The organism is Flavobacterium sp. MDT1-60, assembly GCF_014844035.1.
Lineage (GTDB): Bacteria > Bacteroidota > Bacteroidia > Flavobacteriales > Flavobacteriaceae > Flavobacterium.
Genome location: NZ_CP062159.1, coordinates 1,139,315 through 1,162,920, shown reverse-complemented (window position 1 = coordinate 1,162,920; position 23,606 = coordinate 1,139,315). Strand labels below are relative to the sequence as shown.

Here is a 23,606-nt window from a genome sequence, read left to right as displayed (position 1 = left end):
CTTAATTCTAATTTACTTTTTAGTTGTTGTTAATCCGTTTAGTATTTCTTTTATTTTATTTGTGCTTTCCATTTCTTCAAAAATGGCATTGTAATTATCTTCTTTTAGCAAATCCCTAAACCGACTGAGATTTGAAATATATTCTTCTAATGTTTCAATAACGTGCTCTTTGTTTTGCTTAAAAATCGGTGTCCACATCGCTGGAGAACTTTTTGCTAAACGAACTGTACTTTCAAATCCACTTCCCGCCATATCAAAGATATCCTGTTCGTCTTTTTCTTTGTTCATTACCGTTTTTCCAAGCATAAACGAGCTAATGTGCGACAAATGCGAAACGTAAGCAATGTGTTTGTCGTGTGACGTCGGATCCATATATCGAATCCTCATTCCAATTTCGCTGAAAAGCTGTAACGCCTTTTCCTGCAATTTAAAAGTGGTTTTTTCCACTTCGCAAATAATGTTTGTCTTTCCTTTAAACAAACCTCTTATCGCCGCCGAAGGTCCTGAAAACTCTGTTCCTGCAATTGGATGCGTTGCTATAAAATTTCTTCTTTCGGATGACTGCCAACTGCATCACAAATTGGCTTTTTAGTAGAACCTACTTCAAAAACAATTGTTTTATCTCCAACCAAATCCAATACTTTTGGCAAAACGACCAGTGCAACATCAACCGGAACCGAAACAATTACAAAATCGGCTTCAGCCAAATCTTCAAAGTTTCCTGCCTGATCGATAACACCCAAATCAATTGCTTCCTGCAAATGTTTCTCGTTGCTGTCAATCCCAAAAATAGTTGCGTTCGGATGTTGGTCTTTGATGTCCAGCACCATCGACCCCCCTATTAACCCTATTCCTATTACGTATACTTTCATACTATTTCTTTAAATTCCAAATTCCAACTAAAAAGCTTCTTCCGAAGCCTCGGAATCGCTCAACCTGACAACCTGAATAAAAATCTTGATTCTTCCTTCTAAAATCTTACTACTAAAATCTATCAATCGCTTCTTGTACTTTTTCTTCTTTTACACACAACGAAAATCTGATATATCCTTCACCATTACTTCCGAAGATTGTTCCCGGTGTGATAAAAATATGTTTCTCGTATAATATTTCGTCGATGAACTTTTCTGCAGATTCGATTCCTTCCGGCAATTTTGCCCAGACAAAAAGTCCAACTCCTTCTTTATACACTTTGCAACCTAGTTTTTCTGCTAGTTTTTCTGTTAATTCTCTACGTCGTCTGTAAATTTTGTTTTGATCTTCAAACCATGATTTATCACAATTTAAGGCGGCAATTGCACCTTTCTGAATTCCGTAATACATTCCGCTGTCCATATTACTTTTTACTTTCAGCACCGCATCGATAATTTCAGGATTTCCTAAAACCATTCCCACTCTCCAGCCTGCCATGTTGAAAGTTTTGCTTAATGAATTCAATTCTAAGGCCACTTCCTTCGCGCCTTCAACTTGCAATAAACTCATCGGATTATCATTCAAAACAAAACTATACGGATTATCGTTAACCAATAATATGTTGTGTTTTTTAGCAAAAGCAACCAATTTTTCAAATAACGCTAAACTTCCTCTTGCTCCTGTAGGCATGTGCGGATATCCCAGCCACATAATTTTTACTTTCGAAAGATCCAGTTTTTCTAAAGCTTCAAAATCCGGTTCCCAGGCATTTACTTCTTTCAGATCGTAATAAACCGGAACCGCTCCAACCAAATTGGTTACCGAAGTATACGTTGGATAACCTGGATTCGGAATTAAAACGTGATCGCCTTCATTTAAAAAAGCTAATGAAATATGCATAATTCCTTCTTTCGAACCCATCAAAGGCAAAATCTCATTATTCGGATTCAACTCAACACCAAACTGATTCTGATAAAAATCTGCCATTCCTTTTCTCAATTCCGGCAATCCCTGATAACTCTGATAACCATGTCCGTTTTCATCTTGAATTGCTGCGGCAACCGCTTCAATTACTGCTTTCGACGGACTCAAATCAGGGCTTCCAATTCCCATATTGATGATAGATTTTCCTTCAGACTGCAGTTGACGCACTTCTCTCAATTTTGATGAGAAATAGTATTCTTCAACTGTATCTAATCTTTTTGCTGTTGTAATCATTTCTATTTTTTATTAAAAAATGCTCTAGGCTATAGGCCGTAAGCTTTAGGCTTTCACTTTTGACTTTATGACTTTCCACTTTCCAACTTTAAGACTCACTTAAAGGTTTTGTGTTTTTATATTCTCCCAGAATTTTAAAATATTCTGCCATTATATTTAATAACGTTTTGGCTTTTGCAAAATCTTCGTATTTCTCAAATGTCACATCTACGAAGAATGAATATTTCCAGGGTGTTTCAATTTTCGGAAGCGACTGAATTTTTGTTAAATTCAGTTTGCAGTCGCTCATTACATTCAAAACCGCTGCCAAGCTTCCTCTTTTGTGATCTAATTCAAATTTTATTGAAGCTCTGTTGATTTCGCTTTCCGGTAAAAATGAATTCTGTTTTTTGATGATCACAAAACGGGTCATATTATTTTTGATCGTTTGAATTTCCGGAGCAATAATTTCTAAATCATACATTTCCGAAGCTGTTTTGCTTGCAATTGCTGCGATTCCAGTTAATTGTTTTTCCTGAATTCTTCTGGCCGTTTCCGCCGTATCTTTATCTTCAACCAATTTAATGTTTGGATACTGCTTTAAGAAATCCATACATTGCAATATTGCCATTGGGTGCGAATGAACTTCTTTTATATCTTCAATTTTCTGACCTTTCAAAGCCATCAAATTTTGGTGGATGCTTAAATAATGTTCTCCAATGATGTGCAAATTATTCTTGTCAATCAATGCATAATTCGGAATAATTGGACCTGCAATCGAATTCTCAATCGCCATAACCGCCTGATCCGATTTTCCTGAAAGCAAACTGTCAATTAATTCTTCAAAAGACAAACATTCATCAATAGCCACATTTTCAGAGAAATACTCCTTCACTACCTGATGATGAAAAGAACCTTTTATACCTTGTATTGCAATTTTAGTTGTCATATATTCAAAAAAAAATCCTGATTTTCATCAGGATTGTATATTAGTTTTATTTGTCTTTTATATTTCTCAAATAACCATAGCACAATCCTTACTTCTACTAAAGAAGAAATAAAAAGAGTTGCTAAAATAAAAACGGTTAGATGCCATTTTGTTTGTGTTATTATTTAAATTCTCTGCGAATGTATAAATTATTTTTACCGCACCAAAAAAAATAATGCATTTTATGAAACAAAAAAGGATTTCTTAACAAAATCTATTGGTTTTGTAGGATAATTTAATAAATCGGTCTTAAAATGCGATTTAGGCAATTGGTTTTGAGGAAGGTTCTAAGATTCTGAGTTGCTAAGGGACTGAGGTTTTACTCCTGAATTGAAATCATGACTATTTTTTGCCACGAATTTCACGAATTAGCACAAATTATTTACTTTTAAAATAAAGCTTAAATCCGAATAAAACATTCGTGGAAATTCGTGCAATTCGTGGCTATCTTTTAAAACAATCCAGAAACCGGCCTATTCCTAATTCCAATTTTAGAATAATCGAAATTCATTTTTTCTTTTAATAAAGAAGCATACACACTTCTGAAATCAATTTCATATTTTAAATCACCATTATCTAAGTCAGATAAGTTTGGATTATTTCCTAAAATGGTTCCTTTATTGTTTCCTCCAATAATAAACATTGGCGCTGCAGTTCCGTGATCTGTGCCGTTTCCGTTGTCTCTAACTCTCCTTCCGAATTCGGAGAATACAACAACTGTAACATTTTGCATTAATTGTGCCTGTTTTAAATCCTGATAAAAGCTATATAAGGCATCATTCAGATCGGTTAACTTTCTTTCGTGAATGGCGAGCTGATTGTCGTGGGTATCAAAACCTCCCAGTGATGTGTAATAGACTTTCGAATTCAAATTTCCTTTTATTAATCGGGCGATCCATTCGAGATTTTTAGATAAACCTGTTTTTGGATAACTGATTTCTGTTTTGGATTTTGCCAATGCTTTCTGAATTTCATCAGAACCTTCTGTTACCGAATTGGCAATTTTTCTAACAAAATCTAATTGTGGATTATCAGACAATACTACATTTTCATCCTTATCTGACTTCACTTTAAATCGGTTTGGATCTTTTACCGTAATCGAATTGGGTTCCATTCCTTTCAACGCTAAATTATCAATCGAATCTAAATTTATTCCCGCCGTAGCCTGATGACCATTGCATTGCAAATCTAAATATCTTCCCAGCCAGCCTTCATTTATATATTTATTAGAATCGGTTGCGGTTTGCCAAATTTCCTGACTTCTGAAATGCGAGCGAATTGGTTCTGGATAACCCACATTCTGAATTACGGTTAAATCTCCATTTTGTTGTATTTGAGCAAAATCTTTCAGAGAGGGATGAAATGCCATTCCTTTATTTTTTCCGATAACTACATCTTTATTCAAAGCAATTTTAGTCCTCAAATCATAATACAAAGGATTGTCGTACGGAATAAAAGTATTCAATCCGTCATTTCCTCCGTTCAGTTGTACAAAAACAATACATTGCTCGCCGGTTATCAAATTGTTTTGTGAACCAAAAGCATGCAAAAAATCAGGAAGCACAAGCAATCCTCCTGTGAATGTCCCCGTCAATGTTAGAAAATTTCTTCTGTTCATAATTTCAGATTTTTAAATCAACTGATATTCCGGCAATTTCGTGATGTAATTAAAGAGTCTCGCCACCGCAAAATTGGCATGCTCATCTTTGAGATCAAAATCGTATTTCAGTAAATTTTCCATGTCTTTTTGCATGGAGTCATTTACTTTAAACAGCAATCTGTCTGACAATTCAGTAATTATGGTTTTGTTATTTCCATCAGCATCAAAATCAATTTTTACATTGATTTTTTCGAATTCTGTTTTTGTTTTTTCATTCTCAGAATTCATTGTATTTAAAACTCTTTTGGTGATGCTTCTTCCACTGCAAAGCAAATCTGAAGTGTTATTGCGTTGCAGATAAATTTGCGAAGTCAGCCAGGAATTTCCTCCGTCCCAGCCTTTCACATTTATTTGGTTGTACAAATCCATTCCCTGTTGTTTCAGAAAAAATAAAATCATGGCATCATCTAAATCATCAATATGCAATTCTTCTAAAAGCTGTAGAATATAAACCAGCGGGTTTTTAATTTTCGTTCCTGAATTGTCCTTTTTATATTCTTCTGTGAAAATTTTAGTCAGCAGTGGTTGGATTTCAAACTTTACTTTTCTAAAATAATCTCCGTAATAAGTCACCAAATCTTCTGACGGATTATCATAAACAAACCATTTCAGGATTTTTCGGGTAATTAAATACGGAATATTTTTCTGTTCAAAAATAATGTCGACCAAATCATCAGCTTTCCAGTTTCCCGTTTTACCGAAATAGGTTTTGTCGCTATTATCTTCTATATTTTTTCTGTAAACAGCGCCGTCATCACCGTAATTTAATCCCGCTAAAGCTCTCGCTCCTTCTTTGATATCACTTTCAGAATAGTTTCCAATTCCGATCGTGAATAATTCCAGCAATTCCCGACTTAGATTTTCATTGTATTTACCCTTTTTATTATCGACATTATCTAAGTATTTTACCATCGCATTCGATTTTACAATTTGCCTGGTTAATTCCTTGAAATTTCCAAAAGCATGTTCCCGTAAAATCATATTGTGTTGGTAAATCCAATAATTGACCTTTACTTTTTGGGAAGTTGAAACGAAATGATTGTGCCAAAAACAAACCATACTCTCCCGTAATGGAAATTCGTCATTTCGCATTTTGGCAATCCACCATTTTTTTAATTCTACGTTTGAATAAATTTCTTTTTTGAGAATCTTCTTTTTGAATTCAGAATCCGCAGTTTTTATGGATTCGCGCAATGCTTTGAGCTCGAGAAGTGTTTTGGGATCGTCATCTAAAAAAGCAGGAAGTTGCGTGTCAAACTTTGAATCATAGGAATGTTTTAGAAATTTTTCTAATCCTAGTTTTTCAATTTTATCGGCTTCTTTACCGGAGAAACCCAATCGTAACGACCAAAGATTGCTTTTTTTCATAACGCAGGAATTTGTTTAGAAATAAGACTTTGTTTTTATTGAAAGGTTTAATTGAAGGTTCTGAGATGCTAAGGGGCTAAGTTTCCGAAAAGGTTTTTGATAATAATTTAAACGAGGGATTTTTAAGGATATTGCACATTTCAAAATGACACAAAAAAGAACTCCCACGGTTGAAACCGTGGGCTATGTTAAAATGTTTGTGGAGATTCCATATTCTTTGGAATTCATAAATATCTTCTTTTAATTCTTTCTCTAACCTAATTTAAGAAAAACAGTTTTTAAAAAACAAAAGCAGTTATCATTACGATAACTGCTTTCTATAAATCCAGAACAAATCTTTCTTCTTTGTTCTATTATCTTTCTTCTTAAAAAAAATTAAGACCCACACATTTCACAATCCTCAGGACCTGCAGCTTGTGCTTTTAACAGCATCGCTTTATACTCTTCAAGGTTTATTTCTTCTGTTTCTGCTACTAAGGCTGGAGTCGTTTCTTCTTTTTTATCGTTGTTTAATGTGAATTTAATCGCATCAACAGCTGATTTTGTTCTTAAATAATACATTCCAGTTTTCAAACCTGATTGCCAAGCGTAGAAGTGCATTGACGTTAGTTTAGAATAGTTTGCATCTTGCATGAATAAGTTCAATGATTGCGATTGGTCAATGAAATAACCTCTTTGGCGTGACATATCGATAATATCTTTCATCGACATTTCCCAAACTGTTTTGTATAATTCTTTTAAGTCTTGCGGAATCACATCAATATTTTGAACAGATCCGTTATGACGCATAATTTCTTGTTTCAAAGTCTCATTCCATAAACCTCTTTCTACTAAATCATGAAGTAAGTGTTTGTTTACTACAATGAATTCTCCAGACAATACACGACGCGTGTAAATGTTTGATGTATACGGTTCGAAAGCTTCGTTGTTTCCAAGAATTTGAGAAGTCGAAGCAGTTGGCATTGGCGCTACTAATAATGAGTTACGAACTCCATGCTCCATTACTTCTTTTCTTAATGAAGCCCAGTCCCAACGACCAGATAATTCTTCATCCTTCATTCCCCACATATTGTATTGGAATTCCCCTTTAGACATTGGAGAACCTTCAAATGTAGAATATGGCCCTTCTTCTTTCGCCATTTCCATAGAAGCAGTTACAGCAGCGAAGTATAAAGTTTCGAAAATTTCCTGGTTTAATGCTTTAGCCTCATCACTTGTAAATGGCATACGCAACATGATGAAAGCATCTGCTAAACCTTGCACTCCCAATCCAACCGGACGGTGACGCATGTTAGAGTTTTCAGCTTCTTTTACCGGGTAATAGTTTCTGTCGATTACTTTGTTCAGGTTACGTGTTACACGTTTAGTAACGTTGTAAAGTGCCTGGTGATCGAATTTTCCGTTGTCGATAAACATTGGCAACGAAATAGAAGCCAGGTTACAAACTGCGATTTCATCTTTAGAAGTGTACTCCATAATCTCAGTACACAAGTTAGAAGAACGAATTGTCCCTAAATTCTTGTGGTTCGATTTACGGTTTGCTGCATCTTTGTACAACATATAAGGCGTCCCTGTTTCGATTTGTGATTCAAGGATTTTCTCCCATAATTCACGCGCACGAATTGTTTTTCTTCCTTTTCCTCTAAATTCATAATCCAAATACATGGTTTCGAATTCTTCTCCGTAAACATCGTATAATCCAGGACATTCGTTCGGGCACATTAATGTCCAACTAGCGTCTTCCTGCACACGTTTCATGAATAAATCAGAAGTCCACATAGCGAAGAATAAATCTCTCGCACGCATTTCTTCTTTTCCTGTATTTTTCTTTAAATCCAAGAATTCAAAGATATCAGCATGCCAGGTTTCGATGTAAATCGCAAAACTTCCTTTACGTTTTCCACCACCCTGATCTACGTAACGAGCCGTATCGTTGAAAACTCTCAACATCGGAACAATTCCGTTTGAAGTTCCGTTTGTACCGCGAATGTAAGATCCCGTTGCACGAACGTTATGAATAGAAAGACCTATTCCTCCCGCTGATTGCGAGATTTTAGCCGTTTGTTTTAAAGTATCGTAAATACCATCAATACTATCATCCTGCATTGCCAAAAGGAAACAAGAAGACATTTGAGGTTTTGGAGTTCCGGCATTGAACAACGTTGGCGTTGCATGCGTAAAGAACTTTTTAGACATTAAATCGTAAGTTTCAATTACCGATTTTAAATCGTCTAAGTGAATACCAACCGAAACACGCATCAACATATGTTGTGGTCTTTCTACGATTTTTCCGTTTATTTTAAGCAAATACGAACGCTCTAAAGTTTTGAAACCAAAGTAATCGTAATTGAAATCTCTTGTATAAATGATATGAGAATCTAAAAACGCAGCGTTTTCCTGGATCACGTTAAATACTTCATCCGAAAGTAATGGCGCTTCTTGTCCATTTCTTGGATTTACGTAGTGATACATATCTTTCATCGTTTCTGAGAAAGATTTTTTTGTATTTGAATGTAGGTTTGAAATTGCCACACGTGCTGCCAATTGAGCATAATCAGGATGCGCAATAGTCATAGAAGCTGCCGTTTCTGCCGCAAGATTATCCAGTTCAGAAGTAGAAACCCCATCATACAATCCCTCAATAACTCTCATGGCTACCTTAACAGGATCTACAAGTTCATTCAAGCCGTAACACAACTTTTTAATTCTTTCTGTAATCTTATCAAACATTACGGGCTCTTTGTGGCCATCTCTTTTTACTACATACATAAGCTTACTATTTTATTGTTATTGAAATAATGAAAGACACTAGAAAACGAATTCCAGCACTTAAACATTGCGTGTTTTTAAATTATTTTTTGAGAATTGCAGGATTCTCAATAGTTATCCGCTTCAAATTCGAAATATGAATTTAAATCCATTAAAAATTGTTATTGAATCTACGATTTGGGAAGGAGATTCAATCTTAAAAAAATGATTTTATTCTTTTAGCGTTTTTGGGGTCGCTAAAATATTTTGTTGTCTAAAAATCTGCGTCAAATGAAATTTTCTGAGCATCGCTGTCTGTGTTCATCACACCAGATTTTTGATACTCGGCAACACGTTTTTCAAAGAAATTAGTTTTTCCCTGAAGAGAGATCATGTCCATGAAATCAAACGGATTCGCTGATCCATATACACGCTCACAACCTAATTCTACCAATAATCTATCGGCAACAAATTCCAGATATTGCGTCATTAGAACAGCATTCATTCCAATTAAACTTACCGGAAGAGATTCTGTTACAAATTCTCTCTCGATATCCAAAGCATCAACGATGATTTCTTTAATTCTGTCTTTTGGAACTTTATTAATTAAGTGATGATTATGCAGGTGAACTGCAAAATCACAATGTACGCCTTCGTCACGAGAAATCAACTCATTAGAAAAAGTTAAACCTGGCATTAAACCACGTTTTTTCAACCAATAAATAGAACAAAAAGCACCTGAAAAGAATATACCTTCAACAGCAGCAAAAGCAATTAGTCTTTCAGCAAACGAATCAGATTCTATCCATTTTAAAGCCCAGTCTGCTTTTTTTCTAATAGCAGGAAAAACCTCCAAAGCATTAAACAATTCTGCTTTTTCTGCTTCATCTTTCACATAAGTATCAATTAATAATGAATACGTTTCACTATGAATGTTCTCCATCATGATTTGGAAACCATAGAAAAACTTCGCTTCAGCATATTGTACCTCATTTACAAAATTCTCAGCAAGGTTTTCATTTACGATTCCATCAGATGCAGCAAAGAATGCTAAAATATGTTTGATGAAATATCTTTCGTCGTCACTTAACTTATTATTCCAATCTGTCAAATCCTGGTGTAAGTCGATTTCTTCCGCAGTCCAAAAACTAGCTTCCATCTTTTTGTACCATTCCCAAATATCATGATGTTTGATTGGAAAAATAACGAAACGATTTTTATTTTCTTGTAATATTGGTTCGACTTGTGACATGACTGTTTTATTTAATTTTTATGCTGAATTTTTACTTATTCAGAACGATTACAAAGATTGTCATTTGTAGCCAAAAATGAAAGCCAAACTTATTCACAATTCGATGTAGTTTTTAACAACGCGTAAAAATTGAGATACTTTTCAGACAATAATTAAATATTTGTAAATGAGACATTTAATATAGTCATCCATACCTAAAGCCCCTGTAAAATATAGACTTTTTAGAATAAAAAGCAAGAAATTCTAATTGTTTTTAAAAAGTTTTTTTTGAGTTAAAACTTTATTTTTTGAGTTAAAATATATCCTCGAAAAGATGTAATTAGGACACTTAAATCTTTAAGAGTTTTTAAGCTCTTCAGCTACTTTTTCGAGTTCCATATACCAGTCTTCACCAAAGCGGCGAATCAAGGCTTCTTTCACAAATTTATACACCGGAACTTCCAATTCTTTACCTAAAGAACAGGCATCATCGCAAATATCCCATTTATCATAATTCACCGCAGCAAACTCCGTAAAGTCTTTCACACGGATTGGATATAAATGACACGAAACTGGTTTTTTCCAATCTACGATTCCCTGATTGTAAGCTTGCTCAATTCCGCAAAGGGCAGTTTTTCCGTCAAAAATAACGTAAGCACAATCTTTTTCATCTATTAACGGTGTTTCAAGATCACCATCGGTTCCTTTTACCCAGGTTCCCTGCGCTTCGATAGCTGCAATTCCTTCCTTGCGTAAAAATGGTTTTACTTTTGGGTAAATTTCTTCCAGAATTTTAGTTTCTGCTTCGCTTAAAGGCGCACCGGCATCTCCATCAACACAGCAGGCTCCTTTACAAGCTGACAAGTTGCACACAAATTCTTTCTCAAGAATATCTTCTGAAATAATGGTTTTCCCTAATTGAAACATGATAATAAAGTACTGAAATTTATAAAATGCAAAGATAGTCAAAGAAAGCGGATAAAAAATTTACCACAAAGATTCACAGAGGCTTCCACAGAGATTCACAAAGAATAATTTGTTTTTTTCTCTTTTTACCATTAAATCTTTGTGAATCTCTGCGAAAAATCTTTGCGATACTCTGTGATAAAACTTACAATTGTTACAAATATCACTTTTATAACAAACAAAACATGTTTTTATAACAAAAATGAATTCTATTCAAAAAACACCTATCTTTATTATCTACCTTTGCAAAAATTTTAAACCCTTAAAATCAAACTAATATGTTAGAAATTGACTTTAAAGAAATTATTACTGTTGGAATGGTGCTTTTCGCTGTAATTGATATTGTAGGATCTATTCCGATTATTGTCAATCTAAGAGCAAAAGTGGGACATATTGAATCTGAAAAAGCTTCGATTGTAGCCGGACTAATTATGATTGTTTTTCTTTTCGTTGGAGAAGGTTTGCTAAATCTTATCGGAATTGACGTGCATTCTTTTGCCGTTGCCGGTTCTTTTGTATTATTCTTTCTGGCTTTGGAAATGATTTTGGGAATTAGAATCTACCGTGACGAAGAACCTGGTTCAGCATCTATTGTTCCATTGGCTTTCCCATTAATTGCCGGAGCAGGAACAATGACTACTTTACTCTCACTCCGATCTCAATTTCATACTATCAATATCATTATTGCCATATTATTGAATATTATATTGGTTTATATCGTTTTAAAATCTTCTAAAAAAATCGAAAATTTATTAGGAGAAAATGGGCTTGGTGTGGTTCGCAAGACATTTGGAGTCATACTTTTAGCAATTGCTGTTAAATTATTCGCTGCTAATGTTAAAGGTTTGTTCGTCTAACGGATATTTTTATAAATTTACCCCATAAAATTTCTAAAACAGAATTTTAACATATTTGATATATGCAGGAAGTTCTAGTTTAATTTTTAGACAAACAAACAACCCTATGAAAATCTTTACTTCAATCTTAGTGCTTTTAGCATTAGCTTTAATTGTTTTTAATATTACGCAATTAGACTTCAAAAATCCTTTTCAGGGAGATAGTGGTGTTGCGCTTATTGGAATCGCGGCGGCATTTTGCGCAGTATTGATTCTTTTGATTTTTAGAATTTCAAAAAGAATTGAAGAAAAAATGCACGACAACAGATAATATGTTTGACGTTCTTATTATTGGCGGAGGCGTATCAGGAATATCATGTGCTCTCGTTTTAGGTTCTGCCAAAAACAAAGCTTTTGTAACCGATAAAAAAATCGGAATCTTCACCCATCAAAAGAATTCTTCACTGCAAGAAGCAGTCTTCTATAACGCATACGGAATAACACCTGGTAAATTAGGATCTGAATTACTTGTAGAAAGCACACAAGACCTTGCTATGACTTATCCTCACATTACTCAGATTCCAAACGAGAAAGTAGTTAAAGTTGAAGGTACTTATCCTGAATTTACAGTTACTACAAATAAAAACACATACAAAACAAAAAGTATCGTTATCGGAATAGGATCTGCCAATACTTTTGATATCGAGGGTTTAATGCAATATATTGAACCTCACAAAAAAGCACTTCCCGAAAAACAACGTATTCAGCTTAAAAACGACGATCATAAAGTCGCCGATGGCATTTATGTTATTGGAACTTTAGCAGGCTGGAGAAGTCAATTAGCCATTGCTGCCGGAAGCGGCGCAGCTGTTGCCACAGATATTCTTACCTTATGGAATAATGGCGTGCAAACACATGCTCACGATAGTATTCGACAAATTAACAATATATTAAAAACCATTAAGAGATTAAGTTTTATTAAGCGCAAAGTCTTAATTTTCCTTAATCTCTTAATGGTTTAAAATTTTATATTGTTTTATTTTACTGAAACAATCTCAGTTACTTTGATATGTTTTTCATCCTCTGTTTTCCAGATTTCTCCTTTTACAGAAACATTATCTCCAATTTTTAATTGTTTGTAATTTTGAGGCCCGCCAACATTTACTATACTGATTGTTGCGAAATAAACTTCTTTCGCAGCTGTAGAAATTTTAGCGGTATAACCATCTTTTCCCGCTTCGATTGAATCGACTTTACCTGTTACGGTATTACTCTTAGTATCCTTCATACTGGTGCAGGAAATTATAAATGTCATTAAAACTACAAGGAAACTTACTTTTTTTAGATTTTTCATGTTTGTGTATTTAACCGCAAAGTTCGCCAGGTTTTACACGAAGTTCGCTAAGTAATATTTAAATTATTATTAATTATTCTATTGTAATTGAATGCAACTTCCGGCAATCACTTTTACCTGATCATGAAATTGTTTCCAAACTCTGATATAACGAAATGTACCTTCGATTGGATTATTTTCATAATTTCCTTTTAATGAAACTGTAACACAAACCACAGCTGAATCTTTAATTACATTAACAACCTGATCTGAAACCTCGAGTGTATCAATACTCATTTTACCGGAACGATAGGAATGCAAATCAAATTCTTTGTTTATTGTTTGTCCGTCAGGCATATTAAAAAGCAAGTCATCATGAAGCAGTCTTTCTAAAACTGAAACATCTGCATTTTTAATGGCTGTCAATAATTCTATTTCTGCTTCTATTACTTGTTTTTTCATCAAAACAAAACTTAGTGTTATTTTTTCTTCGGATTCTGAACTGCTTTAATCATCGCATCTTCTTTCAAAATCACGTCGTAGTAATATATTTCACCATATAATTGTCTGGCAAATTCGGCAGTAATATAACGGTTTACTAAAGCTTTGGTCTTGTCTAATTTTAAATCCAGACCAGTCATAAAAATATAGTTTTTGAATTTCTTAAAATAAACATCCGAGTTTTTCATTTCGACTAAAAACTCATTAAACTTAAGTCCGGCAAAAGCTTTTCGGTTTTTATCCAATTCTTCAAAAACAAAATGACCCACGACTCCGGTTTGAAGTAAATATCCAACGTTTTCATTTCCGTGTTCTGCTTCCATCGGAACAAAAACATCGGGAACGATTCCGCCGCCGCCGTATACGATTTTACCTTTTGGTGTTTTAAATTTTAATGAATCAGCTACTTTTATACTGTCTTTAGCATAAAGTTCACCTGATTTTACACGAGATTCCGATTCTTTAAAATATTCTTCGTTTCCTTTTTTATAAGGTTTTTGAATCGATCTTCCTGTTGGCGTATAATAGCGCGCCACTGTTAAACGTACCGCAGATCCGTCGTTGAAATCCATTTCGCGCTGCACTAAACCTTTTCCGAAAGAACGACGTCCGACAATAATTCCGCGATCGTTATCTTGTAATGCTCCTGCTAAAATTTCACTTGCAGATGCGCTATTTTCATTAATCAAAACATATACTTTTCCGGTTTCAAAACTTCCGGCTTTTGTCGCATATGTTTTCTCTGTTGTTCCATTTTTATTTTTGGTAAAAACGATTAATTGTTTGTCTTTCAAAAATTCATCGGCAATAGCCACCGCTTCTTCCATATAACCACCTCCGTTGTCACGAAGATCAATTACAAGCGATTGTGCACCACTTTGTTTTAATCTTGTCAAGCCGGTTTTGAATTCTTTAAAAGTAGTTTCAGCAAAACGATTAATTTTGATGTAACCTGTACTATTTCCAAGCAATAAAGAGGCATCGACACTTTTTATCGGAATAACATCTCTTTTTACTTTAAACTTCAGTTTCTTTTGTTCCGATTTTCTAAAAACGGTTAATTCGATTTCCGAACCTTGTAGCCCTTTTAATTTAGAAAATAAACTATCTGAAGGCAATTTTCTGCCAAATAATTTCGTTTTTCCTGCAAATAAAATTCGGTCACCCGATTTTATTCCGGCTTTCGCCGAAGGGCCGTTTTCAATTGGTTTTATAATCGCAACCGAATCTTTATACATATAAAAATTAATTCCGATTCCAACGAAATCACCTTTCATACTTTCCGCCACTTCTGCCTGTTCGCTTGGCGGAATATAAACAGAGTGCGGGTCTAATTTGGATAAAATATTATCAACTGTCAGGTTTACAATTGAATCTGTATTGATACTGTCGACATATTCATTATTAATAAAATCGATCAGTTTATTGAGTTTGGTTTTAGAGTAATTTTTAGCCAAAAGGCCATCATCAACGGGAGCATTCATCAGGCTTCCGAGGACAGTTCCCAGAGCAAAAGTCGCTCCGATCACGATTGGTAAATATTTCGAATTAAATTTCATTTACTCTTCTAAAACAGGAATATGTTCGACTTCGACACCTGCTTTTAATAAAAATTGAATTCCTGAATCATCACGATATCCGTTTTGGTAAACCACTCTTTTTATCCCAGACTGATGTATTAGTTTACTACATTCTTTACAGGGCGAAAGTGTAATATACAAAGTAGCACCTTCACAAGATTGTGTTGATCTGGCCACTTTTAGAATTGCATTTGCTTCGGCATGGAGAACTTCCCAGCGGGTTAATCCTTCTTCGTCTTCGCAGCAATTTTCAAATCCCGATGGTGTTCCGTTGTATCCGTCAGAAATAATCATTCGGTCTTTTACGATAATAGCTCCTACCTGTTTACGTTTGCAGTAAGAGAGTGCCCCCCATTCCTTGGCAATACGAAGGTACGCTTTATCGTACTTATTTATTTTTTTTAAGTCCATTTATTTTATCTGTTCCAAATTGGGCTTTCAATAATCATCGGAATCACAACTCCGATAATAAAAGCCGACATTACAAGTGCCCAATCGCGTTTTGAAAAACGAAACACGGTCTGCACAATATAGGATAGTATCAAAACCACAAAAACCACAATTAACTGCGCTACTTCAATTCCTAGTGCAAATTCGCCTAAAGGTAATAATTTTGAGCTTGGCGAACCACCTAAAATGGTTTTAAAATAGTTTGAAAAACCAAGTCCGTGTATGATTCCGAAAAACAGCGTCACCATAAAAATTAAATTTACACCTTCATTTTTAGTCGCTTTTCCAGCTGTAAAAAGATGATATACTGCTGTTATTAAAATGGTAATCGGAATTAAAAATTCGACTATATTTACTTTTATAGCAATAATTCCAAAGACAGAAAGCAGCAAAGCCAAGGTATGACCGATTGTAAAAAGAGAGACCAAAAGCAAAATACGTTTCCAGTCTTTAAACAAATACGGAATCGTTAAGGCGATTAAAAAAAGAACGTGATCGTAGGCATGGATATCTAAAACGTGTTTTAATCCTATCTGAAAATAAATCCAAAATTCTGACATAGGGGGTAATGGTATTAATTGATTAAGGGGATGTAAACTTACGATTTATTTTGAAAATTCAAGAAACCCCGATATTAAATCAACGTAGAAAAATAAGTTAAATTTTATGAGAAAATTAAAATTAATAATTTAAAATAAGATTTATCTTTGCATGATAAAAAACTTTATAATTATGTCATTTTCAGAATTATTTGATAGCGAATTCAAACAAAGAAACAAAGGACACTTTTCAGCTATTGTTCGCGTAGCATTAGCAGATGGAGTTGTATATCCTGAAGAAAAAAGTTTCTTAGATAAATTAGCTACACGTTTAGAAATCACAGAGTCTGAGTACGAAGAAATTCTTAGCGATCCATTAAAATATCCAATTAATCCGCCTTATTCATATGTTCAGCGTTTAGAGCGTTTATATGATTTAACCAGAATGGTACATGTTGATCATCATCTTGAAGACAAACAAGAAGTACTATTAAAAAAGATAAGTGTTGCTTTAGGATTTACTCCAAGTAACGTGGATTATATCATTGCAAAAGCATTGTCATTAGTAGACCAAAAAGTTGACGGGGATACTTTTATTTATGAAATGCAACATATGCATAAATAATATTCAGATTTTTAGTCGCCGTTTACTGTTTTTGAACGGAGTAGAAAACTTATATCGAAATTAACCGGATAAACCCGACAGGTTTTTATTAAAATCCTGTCGGGTTTGCTATTTATTTCATAGTCGAATCTGAGACTGAAGACTGAAAGCTGTGACTGAAAACTATTCAGCTTCTGCCATAAACTCTTCGGCTTTTTCAACCATATTTTGACTTCCACAGAAGAACGGAACTCTCTGGTGCAATTCAGTTGGCTGGATTTCCATAATTCTTCCAAAACCATCTGTCGCTTTTCCTCCAGCCTGTTCAGCAATAAATGCCATAGGATTACATTCATATAATAAACGTAATTTCCCTTTTGGTGCTTTTGAACTTGTCGGATAAATATAAATTCCGCCTTTGATCATATTTCGATGAAAATCAGAAACTAAACTTCCAATGTATCTTGAAGTATAAGGTCTGTCATCTTCTTCGCGTTGACAATATTTAATGTAATTTTTTACTCCCTGTGGAAAATGAACATAATTCCCTTCGTTTACCGAATAAATATGTCCGTCTTTTGGAAATTGCATATTTGGATGTGAAAGATAAAATGTTCCGATTGCCGGGTTTAATGTAAAACCGTTTACACCATGTCCGGTTGTATAAACCAGCATTGTGGATGTTCCGTAAATTACATAACCTGCTGCTACCTGATTGATTCCCGGTTGTAAAAAATCCTCGCTTGTTACCGGAGTTCCAATTGGCGTTATTCTTCTAAAAACAGAAAAAATAGTTCCCAAAGAAACATTTACATCAATGTTTGAAGATCCGTCAAGCGGATCCATTAAGATCACGTACTTATTATTATTACTGTTGTCGCTCCCCTTGACAGTAATAAATTCGTCGTTTTCTTCAGAAGCAATTCCACAGACAATCTCACGATTTATTAACGTCTGGATAAATACTTCGTTGGCATACACATCTAATTTTTGCTGGTCTTCGCCCTGAATATTTTGTTCGCCTGCAGCGCCAATAATATCGACTAATCCAGCCTTGTTTACTTTATAGTTGACAACCTTTGCTGCCAAACGTATCGAGTTGATAATTCGGGAAAGCTCCCCCGACGAATACTGAAATGCTTTTTGGTTCTCAATAATAAACTCTCCCAGTGTTTTATTGCGTTCTTCCATTGCTATATCGTTATAGTTTTAATTTTAAGTCACAAATATCGCTTATTTTGTGAGAATGATTTAAAAATTATTTTGTTAGTTTGCTACTATTGTATATTTGCTAATTAAAGATACAAAGCACGTAGTAAAAACACACTTTTTTAGCTAATAAACACTTAATAATAAGAATATAGAAATTGCCCTTAAGAAAAGGTTTACGTAAAGAAACGCGTTGAGAGGAAGGTAATACTGTATTATAGTACAAAAGAATAAATTTTATCATTATGAATATTAGAAAAGGAAATCCTGAAGACATGAAATCAGTTTTAGGATTGATACAGGAGTTGGCAATATTCGAAAAAGAACCGGAAGCTGTTGTAATAACCGAAGAAGATTTAGTGCGTGATGGCTTTGGTGAAAAACCATTATTTCATGTTTTTGTAGCAGAAATTGAAAATGAGGAAAAACAGAAAGAAATTGTTGGAATCGCATTATACTATTACCGTTACTCAACCTGGAAAGGAAAAACAATACATCTTGAAGATTTAATTGTGAAAGAAAAAATGCGTGGTACAGGTCTAGGATCTGCACTTTATGCTGAAATTATGCAACAAGGAAAAAGAGATAATGTCAGAAGAATTGAGTGGAACGTTTTAGACTGGAATACACCGGCAGTTAATTTTTATAAGAATTCAGGCGCAAGAATTCTTGAAGACTGGCAAGTGGTTCAAATGGATGAAGCAGGAATTAATTCGTTTCTCGAAAAACTATAAAAATATATTTTGCCAAAGATTATAAGATTAAAATGCTTTTAAATCTGTGTCAGTTCGCCACGAATTAGCACGAATTGATTATCGTGAATTTGTGAAATTCCTGGCAAATAAAAAGATACTTTACTGCATCTTTATGAAATTAAGCAAGAATTGGAGTTTGGAATTTAAAAAAATTGGAGTTTAAAAGAATATACAAAATTAAAAATGAGAGTATTTAAATTTGGTGGTGCATCTGTAAAAGATGCAGATGGAATTAAAAACGTTTATGACGTTTTACAAAAAGTGGGGTATGAAGATGTAATTTTGGTGGTTTCGGCTATGGGTAAAACCACAAATGCTCTTGAAGTTGTGATCAAGAATTACTTTGATAAATCGGCAGAGTTAAATTCGTCTGTACAGGAAATTAAGAAATATCATAATCAAATATTATTGGATTTATTTGAGGATGAAAAACATGCTGTTTTTGCGGCTGTAAAAGATCAATTCTCTGATTTAGAATACTTTTTAGCACACAATAAATCTCCAAATTACAATTTTGTTTACGATCAGATCGTGAGTTTTGGAGAATTGATTTCGACTACAATTCTAAGTCATTTCATGAATTTTATGGAAATTAAGACTAACTGGCTTGACGTTCGTAATTTCATTAAAACCAATGCAAATTACAGAGATGCAGAAGTGGATTGGGAAATTACACAACAAAACATCAGCAAAAATGTTCCAAGAAAAACATTAAATATCACACAAGGATTTTAGGTGCAGATGAAAATAATTTCACTACGACTTTAGGCCGTGAAGGTTCTGATTATACTGCCGGAATTTTTGCTTATTGCTTAAATGCCGAAAGTGTAACGATCTGGAAAGACGTTCCGGGAGTTATGAATGCCGATCCGCGCTATTTTGAAAATGCGAGTTTGTTAAATCAAATTTCGTATCGTGAAGCGATTGAATTGGCTTTTTATGGTGCAACGGTAATTCACCCAAAAACATTACAACCTTTACAGAAAAAAGAAATTCCTTTGTATGTAAAATCATTTATCAACCCATTATTAAAAGGAACCTGCGTTTCTAAAGGTGTTGATTTAGAACCACAATATCCTTGTTTTATTGTAAAAAGAAATCAGCTTTTAATTTCGCTTTCGTCTATCGATTTCTCTTTCATCATGGAAGAAAATATCAGTGAGATTTTTGCCTTGTTCCATGAATTTAAAATCAAAGTGAACTTGATTCAGAATTCAGCGATTAGTTTTTCTGTTTGTGTGGAAGATAAATTTGAGAATTTCAACGAATTGAACGCGATACTTTCGAAAAAATTCAAAGTTGATTATAACGAACATGTGACTTTATACACGATTCGTCATTTTACAGAACAAGCTGCACAAACTGTTGAAGAAAATAAAGAAGTTTTATTGAAACAAGTGAGTAGGGAGACCATGCAGATTGTGACTAAAGAACTAAATTAGTTTTAGACAGGTTACATTATTAAATTCAGCATAAAAAATAAAGGTCTCACCAAAAAGTGAGACCTTTATTTTTTTAATCAGCCAATTCAAAAAAGGTGTTTTTATTTTATAATTTTTACAATACCTGATTTTCCGTTGCTGGTTTTTACTTTTACCAATAATATACCATGTTGATTTGATAAATCATTAGAGAACAATGTTACAGTATTATTTGAAACCGTATACATATCTTTCTTTATCAATTTCCCTAATAAATTATAAACCTGAATATTAACCAGAGTTCCGTTTGTATAATCAGGCAGTTCTAATACCACATAATCTTTCATTGGATTAGGATGCGCTTTTACAGAGAATATCTGAGTATCATTCTTAAATTCGTTATCAGAAATCCCAAGACTTGCATCACTGTCGGTGTAAACAATTCCTCTTCCTACGGTACTCATATAAACCTTGCCAAAAGTATTCATATCACCAATTACAAAATTACCGTTTCCTGTTCCGCCAAATTCATACGCATCATTATTTACACGAAGCCATGTAACGCCCTCATCAATAGAACGAAACACACCGGTAACTCCATTTACTGTTCCCCAAATATATATAGAAGGATATGTTTTTCCAGGAGCTGCTTTACCAATACCTACAGCTGAAGCAGCTGTTACATTTGCTGAAGGAACAACAAAAGTCAGACCGCCATCAATTGAACGTTTTAAACCTCCACCATTCATTGCAATCCAGATTTGTCCTGCATTACCGGGAACAGTTCGAATTAATTTTGAACCCAATGAACCGGCATTACCTGCAGAAACAAAATTAGCCCCTCCATCAGTACTAATCATCATCAATCCTGTTGGTTGATCATAAACATAAAACTTATTATTGATTACCTGATCAGAAACCGGGATTGCATCACTAAGACTTATACCGTTACAGGTTGTCCATGAAGTTCCGTTATCAACAGAACGATATATACTTGTTGCACCGGAAGGACAATGTAAAATGGTATTACCATCATAAGACAAGGCTGCTCTGCCCCTTTGTCCCATTAAGGCCGCTGCAGTTTTGGCCCATGTCGCACCTTGATTTCCAGAATAATACATGAAATCCCCTAACCTCACAATTTTGTTTGTGTTTCCTGCAGCATACGAAATAGAAGTTGAAGTACCCATAGTCGGAGCATGTTGCGGAGCAAAAACAGTTACATCTGTATGTTTAAATCCGTCAAAGTCACCAATTACACTCATTAATGGACCAGATGGAATACTTATTAAATCTAAAGGAACTGATTCTTCAATACCGATTGCATCAAATTTCCAGGTAGTTTTAACTGCATTAATATCATCGCAAGTAAAAAGTCCGTTTCCTGAAACAATACTTGCCTGAGATGTATTTGTCGGGTTAAATTTAAAATCTGTTGCCCAGTGTATTGACTGACCGGTAACCCATGTACAGCCATTAGTTTCAAAAGAAAATCCGGAATTACCAACTAAATCTCTCCAATTAGTTCCTCCGTCTGTACTTACATAAAAATGATCCCCATATACAGCTGTCCCCCCAGGAGTATTATATTGGAACGACCATGTGTTTGTCGTTGAAGCGATTAATCGTTGTGGATTTGCCGGATCTACATCAATACCTGCAAACGGCCTTGTAATACCAGCTGGCGTAATGTCTGTAAAAATTCCTGTACTGCTTAATTTTGATATTTTTCCTTGGGTTCCATTCCAGGGTCCTTCCATATCAGCATAAGTAATTAATAAAGATCGATTTGAATCTAAAACAGCACGCTGAGGCATATAAGATGTTGTGGCTCCTGAAACAGCAGTCCAGCTAATTCCGCCATCAAGGCTTTTGTATAGATTAGAAGCTCCAACTTGTGAAACCCCGGCATAAATAGTTTGTGTTTTACCTCCTGAAACCGAAGCCGGATCCAAAACAACAAAACATACCCCATTTGCATTTGAAGTTGTCGTAACCGGAAAACCTGACAACTTATTCCAAGTCAAACCGGCATCAATACTTTGAAAAATACCGTTGTTTCTGGTTCCGCAATAAATAATATTCGAATTATTTGGATCAACAGCTAAACGTTCACCATTCGAACGCCCCATACCATTACCGTGTGCTTTAAATTGAGAAGTCACTTCAATTTCAGTAAATGTATTTCCTTTATTTGTAGATTTTAAAATAGCCGTTTTTCCATTATTAAAATAACTGGTTCCAACCAATAAGTAGACCACATTATTATTTTGTGGATCTATTGCCAACGATTCAACGCCAAAATAACCAACCTGATCTATACTTAGCCAATCCAGCAAAGAGATCCATTTTTTATTAGCAGCATCCCATCTGTAAGCGCCGCCAACATCAGTTCTGGCATATTTTAAATCTGCATCATTTTTACTGGTAATAATTCCAGATACAAAACCCCCTCCTCCTATCTGAACATTCTTCCATGCATTTTGTGCTTTTCCTGACAAGGAAACCAGAAGCAATAAAAAAAGTAAAAAATAGTTTTTCTTCATTTTAGTAATCATTTAAATTATGGTTTAAGTAAATTCTTAGATCAAAAATATTCTCAATTGACTATCGAAAATATTTCATCTTAACTTATGGTTAAATTGATAACAAGTATACATTTTTCTTTTTTAAATAAAAAGAATATTCAAAAACGTAACAATTAAAAAATATAATCTTTAAGCGCTGTTTGCATTCCTAAAAAGAGCTATAGCTAAAAAATTTATAGAAGCATATTTCAAATATTAAATATGCATTGTTTTTAATTGTTTGTATATACATTCACATAAAAAATATTCTTGTCCAAAGTTATTTTTTGGTATTTCAATAGGCTCAAAGATACTTCTCGAATATTGAGGTATTTTACCAGTAACAGCTAATCTTTTTTATCATTAATATAAAAAAAAACTTATAAATTTAAAGCAATGCTATACAATACAACTTTTAGTGATATTTTACAAAACTTCATTAAAACTAAAAGTAAACTTAATTCAGAATTCAGCGATTAGTTTTTCTGTTTGCGTGGAAGATAAATTTGAGAATTTCAATGAATTGAACGCGATACTTTCGAAAAAATTCAAAGTTGATTATAACGAAAATGTGACTTTGTACACTATTCGTCACTTGACAGAAAAAGCTGCTCAAACGGTTGAAGAAAACAAAGCGGTTTTATTGAAACAAGTGAGTAGGGAGACCATGCAGATTGTGACTAAAGAGCTAAACTAATGTTGCTTTATAAAAGGTAATTATTTCAATTCAAATATATATTT

General features: G+C 34.1%; 19 protein-coding genes and 3 pseudogenes. 7 read left to right on the top strand and 15 right to left on the bottom strand.

Going from position 1 to position 23,606, the window contains the following annotated elements; genetic code table 11:
* Positions 1-12: 12 nt before the first annotated feature.
* From IHE43_RS04845 to IHE43_RS04810, 8 genes and pseudogenes are all read right to left on the bottom strand, one after another.
* Positions 13-872: pseudogene (locus IHE43_RS04845) on the bottom strand (prephenate dehydrogenase).
* A gap of 112 nt (positions 873-984) precedes the next feature.
* Positions 985-2,130, bottom strand: a complete 1,146-nt coding sequence (locus IHE43_RS04840; protein WP_192186930.1) for a pyridoxal phosphate-dependent aminotransferase — start codon at positions 2,128-2,130, stop codon at positions 985-987.
* Positions 2,131-2,218: 88 nt separating this feature from the next.
* Entirely contained in the window at positions 2,219-3,058 is an 840-nt protein-coding gene (locus IHE43_RS04835; RefSeq protein WP_192186929.1) for a prephenate dehydratase, read from the bottom strand.
* 490 nt (positions 3,059-3,548) lie between these two features.
* Positions 3,549-4,715: a DUF1501 domain-containing protein gene (locus tag IHE43_RS04830; RefSeq protein ID WP_192186928.1), complete on the bottom strand. Its 1,167-nt coding sequence runs from the start codon at positions 4,713-4,715 to the stop codon at positions 3,549-3,551.
* A 12-nt stretch (positions 4,716-4,727) separates the two neighbouring features.
* Positions 4,728-6,125, bottom strand: a complete 1,398-nt coding sequence (locus tag IHE43_RS04825) for a DUF1800 domain-containing protein (protein ID WP_192186927.1) — start codon at positions 6,123-6,125, stop codon at positions 4,728-4,730.
* A 375-nt stretch (positions 6,126-6,500) separates the two neighbouring features.
* On the bottom strand, positions 6,501-8,894 hold the full coding sequence (locus tag IHE43_RS04820) for a ribonucleoside-diphosphate reductase subunit alpha (protein ID WP_192186926.1): 2,394 nt from the start codon (positions 8,892-8,894) through the stop codon (positions 6,501-6,503).
* 253 nt (positions 8,895-9,147) lie between these two features.
* Positions 9,148-10,125: a ribonucleotide-diphosphate reductase subunit beta gene (locus IHE43_RS04815; protein ID WP_056187329.1), complete on the bottom strand. Its 978-nt coding sequence runs from the start codon at positions 10,123-10,125 to the stop codon at positions 9,148-9,150.
* 336 nt (positions 10,126-10,461) lie between these two features.
* Positions 10,462-11,031 carry a DUF3109 family protein gene (locus IHE43_RS04810; protein ID WP_192186925.1) on the bottom strand — a complete coding sequence of 190 codons (570 nt, stop codon included), beginning with the start codon at positions 11,029-11,031 and terminating at the stop codon, positions 10,462-10,464.
* Between the two features lie 317 nt (positions 11,032-11,348).
* Between IHE43_RS04810 and IHE43_RS04805 the strand changes: the two genes are divergently transcribed.
* The 3 genes from IHE43_RS04805 (at position 11,349) to IHE43_RS04795 (ending at position 12,928) form a co-directional block, all read left to right on the top strand.
* A complete protein-coding gene (locus tag IHE43_RS04805; RefSeq protein ID WP_056187324.1) occupies positions 11,349-11,927 on the top strand; it encodes a MarC family protein in 579 nt (192 codons plus the stop codon).
* Between the two features lie 106 nt (positions 11,928-12,033).
* On the top strand, positions 12,034-12,237 hold the full coding sequence (locus tag IHE43_RS04800; protein ID WP_056187321.1) for a hypothetical protein: 204 nt from the start codon (positions 12,034-12,036) through the stop codon (positions 12,235-12,237).
* Between the two features lies 1 nt (position 12,238).
* Entirely contained in the window at positions 12,239-12,928 is a 690-nt protein-coding gene (locus IHE43_RS04795) for an FAD-dependent oxidoreductase (RefSeq protein WP_225585490.1), read from the top strand.
* Positions 12,929-12,942: 14 nt separating this feature from the next.
* Here the strand turns inward: IHE43_RS04795 and IHE43_RS04790 are convergent, their stop codons facing one another.
* The 5 genes from IHE43_RS04790 to IHE43_RS04770 all read right to left on the bottom strand — a co-directional run bounded on the left by IHE43_RS04790 (position 12,943) and on the right by IHE43_RS04770 (position 16,330).
* Positions 12,943-13,260 (bottom strand): hypothetical protein, encoded by a 318-nt coding sequence (locus tag IHE43_RS04790; protein WP_192186924.1) that lies wholly within the window; start codon positions 13,258-13,260, stop codon positions 12,943-12,945.
* A 78-nt stretch (positions 13,261-13,338) separates the two neighbouring features.
* Positions 13,339-13,701, bottom strand: a complete 363-nt coding sequence (locus IHE43_RS04785) for a nuclear transport factor 2 family protein (RefSeq protein WP_192186923.1) — start codon at positions 13,699-13,701, stop codon at positions 13,339-13,341.
* Positions 13,702-13,718: 17 nt separating this feature from the next.
* Positions 13,719-15,299 (bottom strand): S41 family peptidase, encoded by a 1,581-nt coding sequence (locus IHE43_RS04780; RefSeq protein ID WP_192186922.1) that lies wholly within the window; start codon positions 15,297-15,299, stop codon positions 13,719-13,721.
* Entirely contained in the window at positions 15,300-15,731 is a 432-nt protein-coding gene (locus IHE43_RS04775; protein ID WP_056187309.1) for a dCMP deaminase family protein, read from the bottom strand. It abuts the gene before it with no gap.
* Between the two features lie 5 nt (positions 15,732-15,736).
* Positions 15,737-16,330 carry a HupE/UreJ family protein gene (locus IHE43_RS04770; protein ID WP_192186921.1) on the bottom strand — a complete coding sequence of 198 codons (594 nt, stop codon included), beginning with the start codon at positions 16,328-16,330 and terminating at the stop codon, positions 15,737-15,739.
* Between the two features lie 172 nt (positions 16,331-16,502).
* Between IHE43_RS04770 and IHE43_RS04765 the strand changes: the two genes are divergently transcribed.
* A complete protein-coding gene (locus IHE43_RS04765; RefSeq protein ID WP_192186920.1) occupies positions 16,503-16,934 on the top strand; it encodes a TerB family tellurite resistance protein in 432 nt (143 codons plus the stop codon).
* A gap of 162 nt (positions 16,935-17,096) precedes the next feature.
* Here the strand turns inward: IHE43_RS04765 and fbp are convergent, their stop codons facing one another.
* Complete coding sequence (gene fbp, locus IHE43_RS04760) at positions 17,097-18,104, bottom strand: class 1 fructose-bisphosphatase (protein WP_192186919.1); 1,008 nt, start codon at positions 18,102-18,104, stop codon at positions 17,097-17,099.
* Positions 18,105-18,367: 263 nt separating this feature from the next.
* Between fbp and IHE43_RS04755 the strand changes: the two genes are divergently transcribed.
* Together IHE43_RS04755 and IHE43_RS04750 are read left to right on the top strand one after the other, a co-directional pair.
* Positions 18,368-18,856, top strand: coding sequence for a GNAT family N-acetyltransferase (locus IHE43_RS04755; protein WP_192186918.1), 489 nt, complete (start codon positions 18,368-18,370; stop codon positions 18,854-18,856).
* 204 nt (positions 18,857-19,060) lie between these two features.
* Positions 19,061-20,319: pseudogene (locus IHE43_RS04750) on the top strand (aspartate kinase).
* A 101-nt stretch (positions 20,320-20,420) separates the two neighbouring features.
* Here IHE43_RS04750 and IHE43_RS04745 read toward each other — a convergent pair.
* Positions 20,421-22,844, bottom strand: coding sequence for a T9SS type A sorting domain-containing protein (locus IHE43_RS04745; RefSeq protein ID WP_192186917.1), 2,424 nt, complete (start codon positions 22,842-22,844; stop codon positions 20,421-20,423).
* 463 nt (positions 22,845-23,307) lie between these two features.
* Here IHE43_RS04745 and IHE43_RS04740 point away from each other — a divergent pair.
* A pseudogene (locus IHE43_RS04740) lies at positions 23,308-23,562 on the top strand (aspartate kinase); the annotation flags it as partial.
* Positions 23,563-23,606 lie beyond the last annotated feature (44 nt).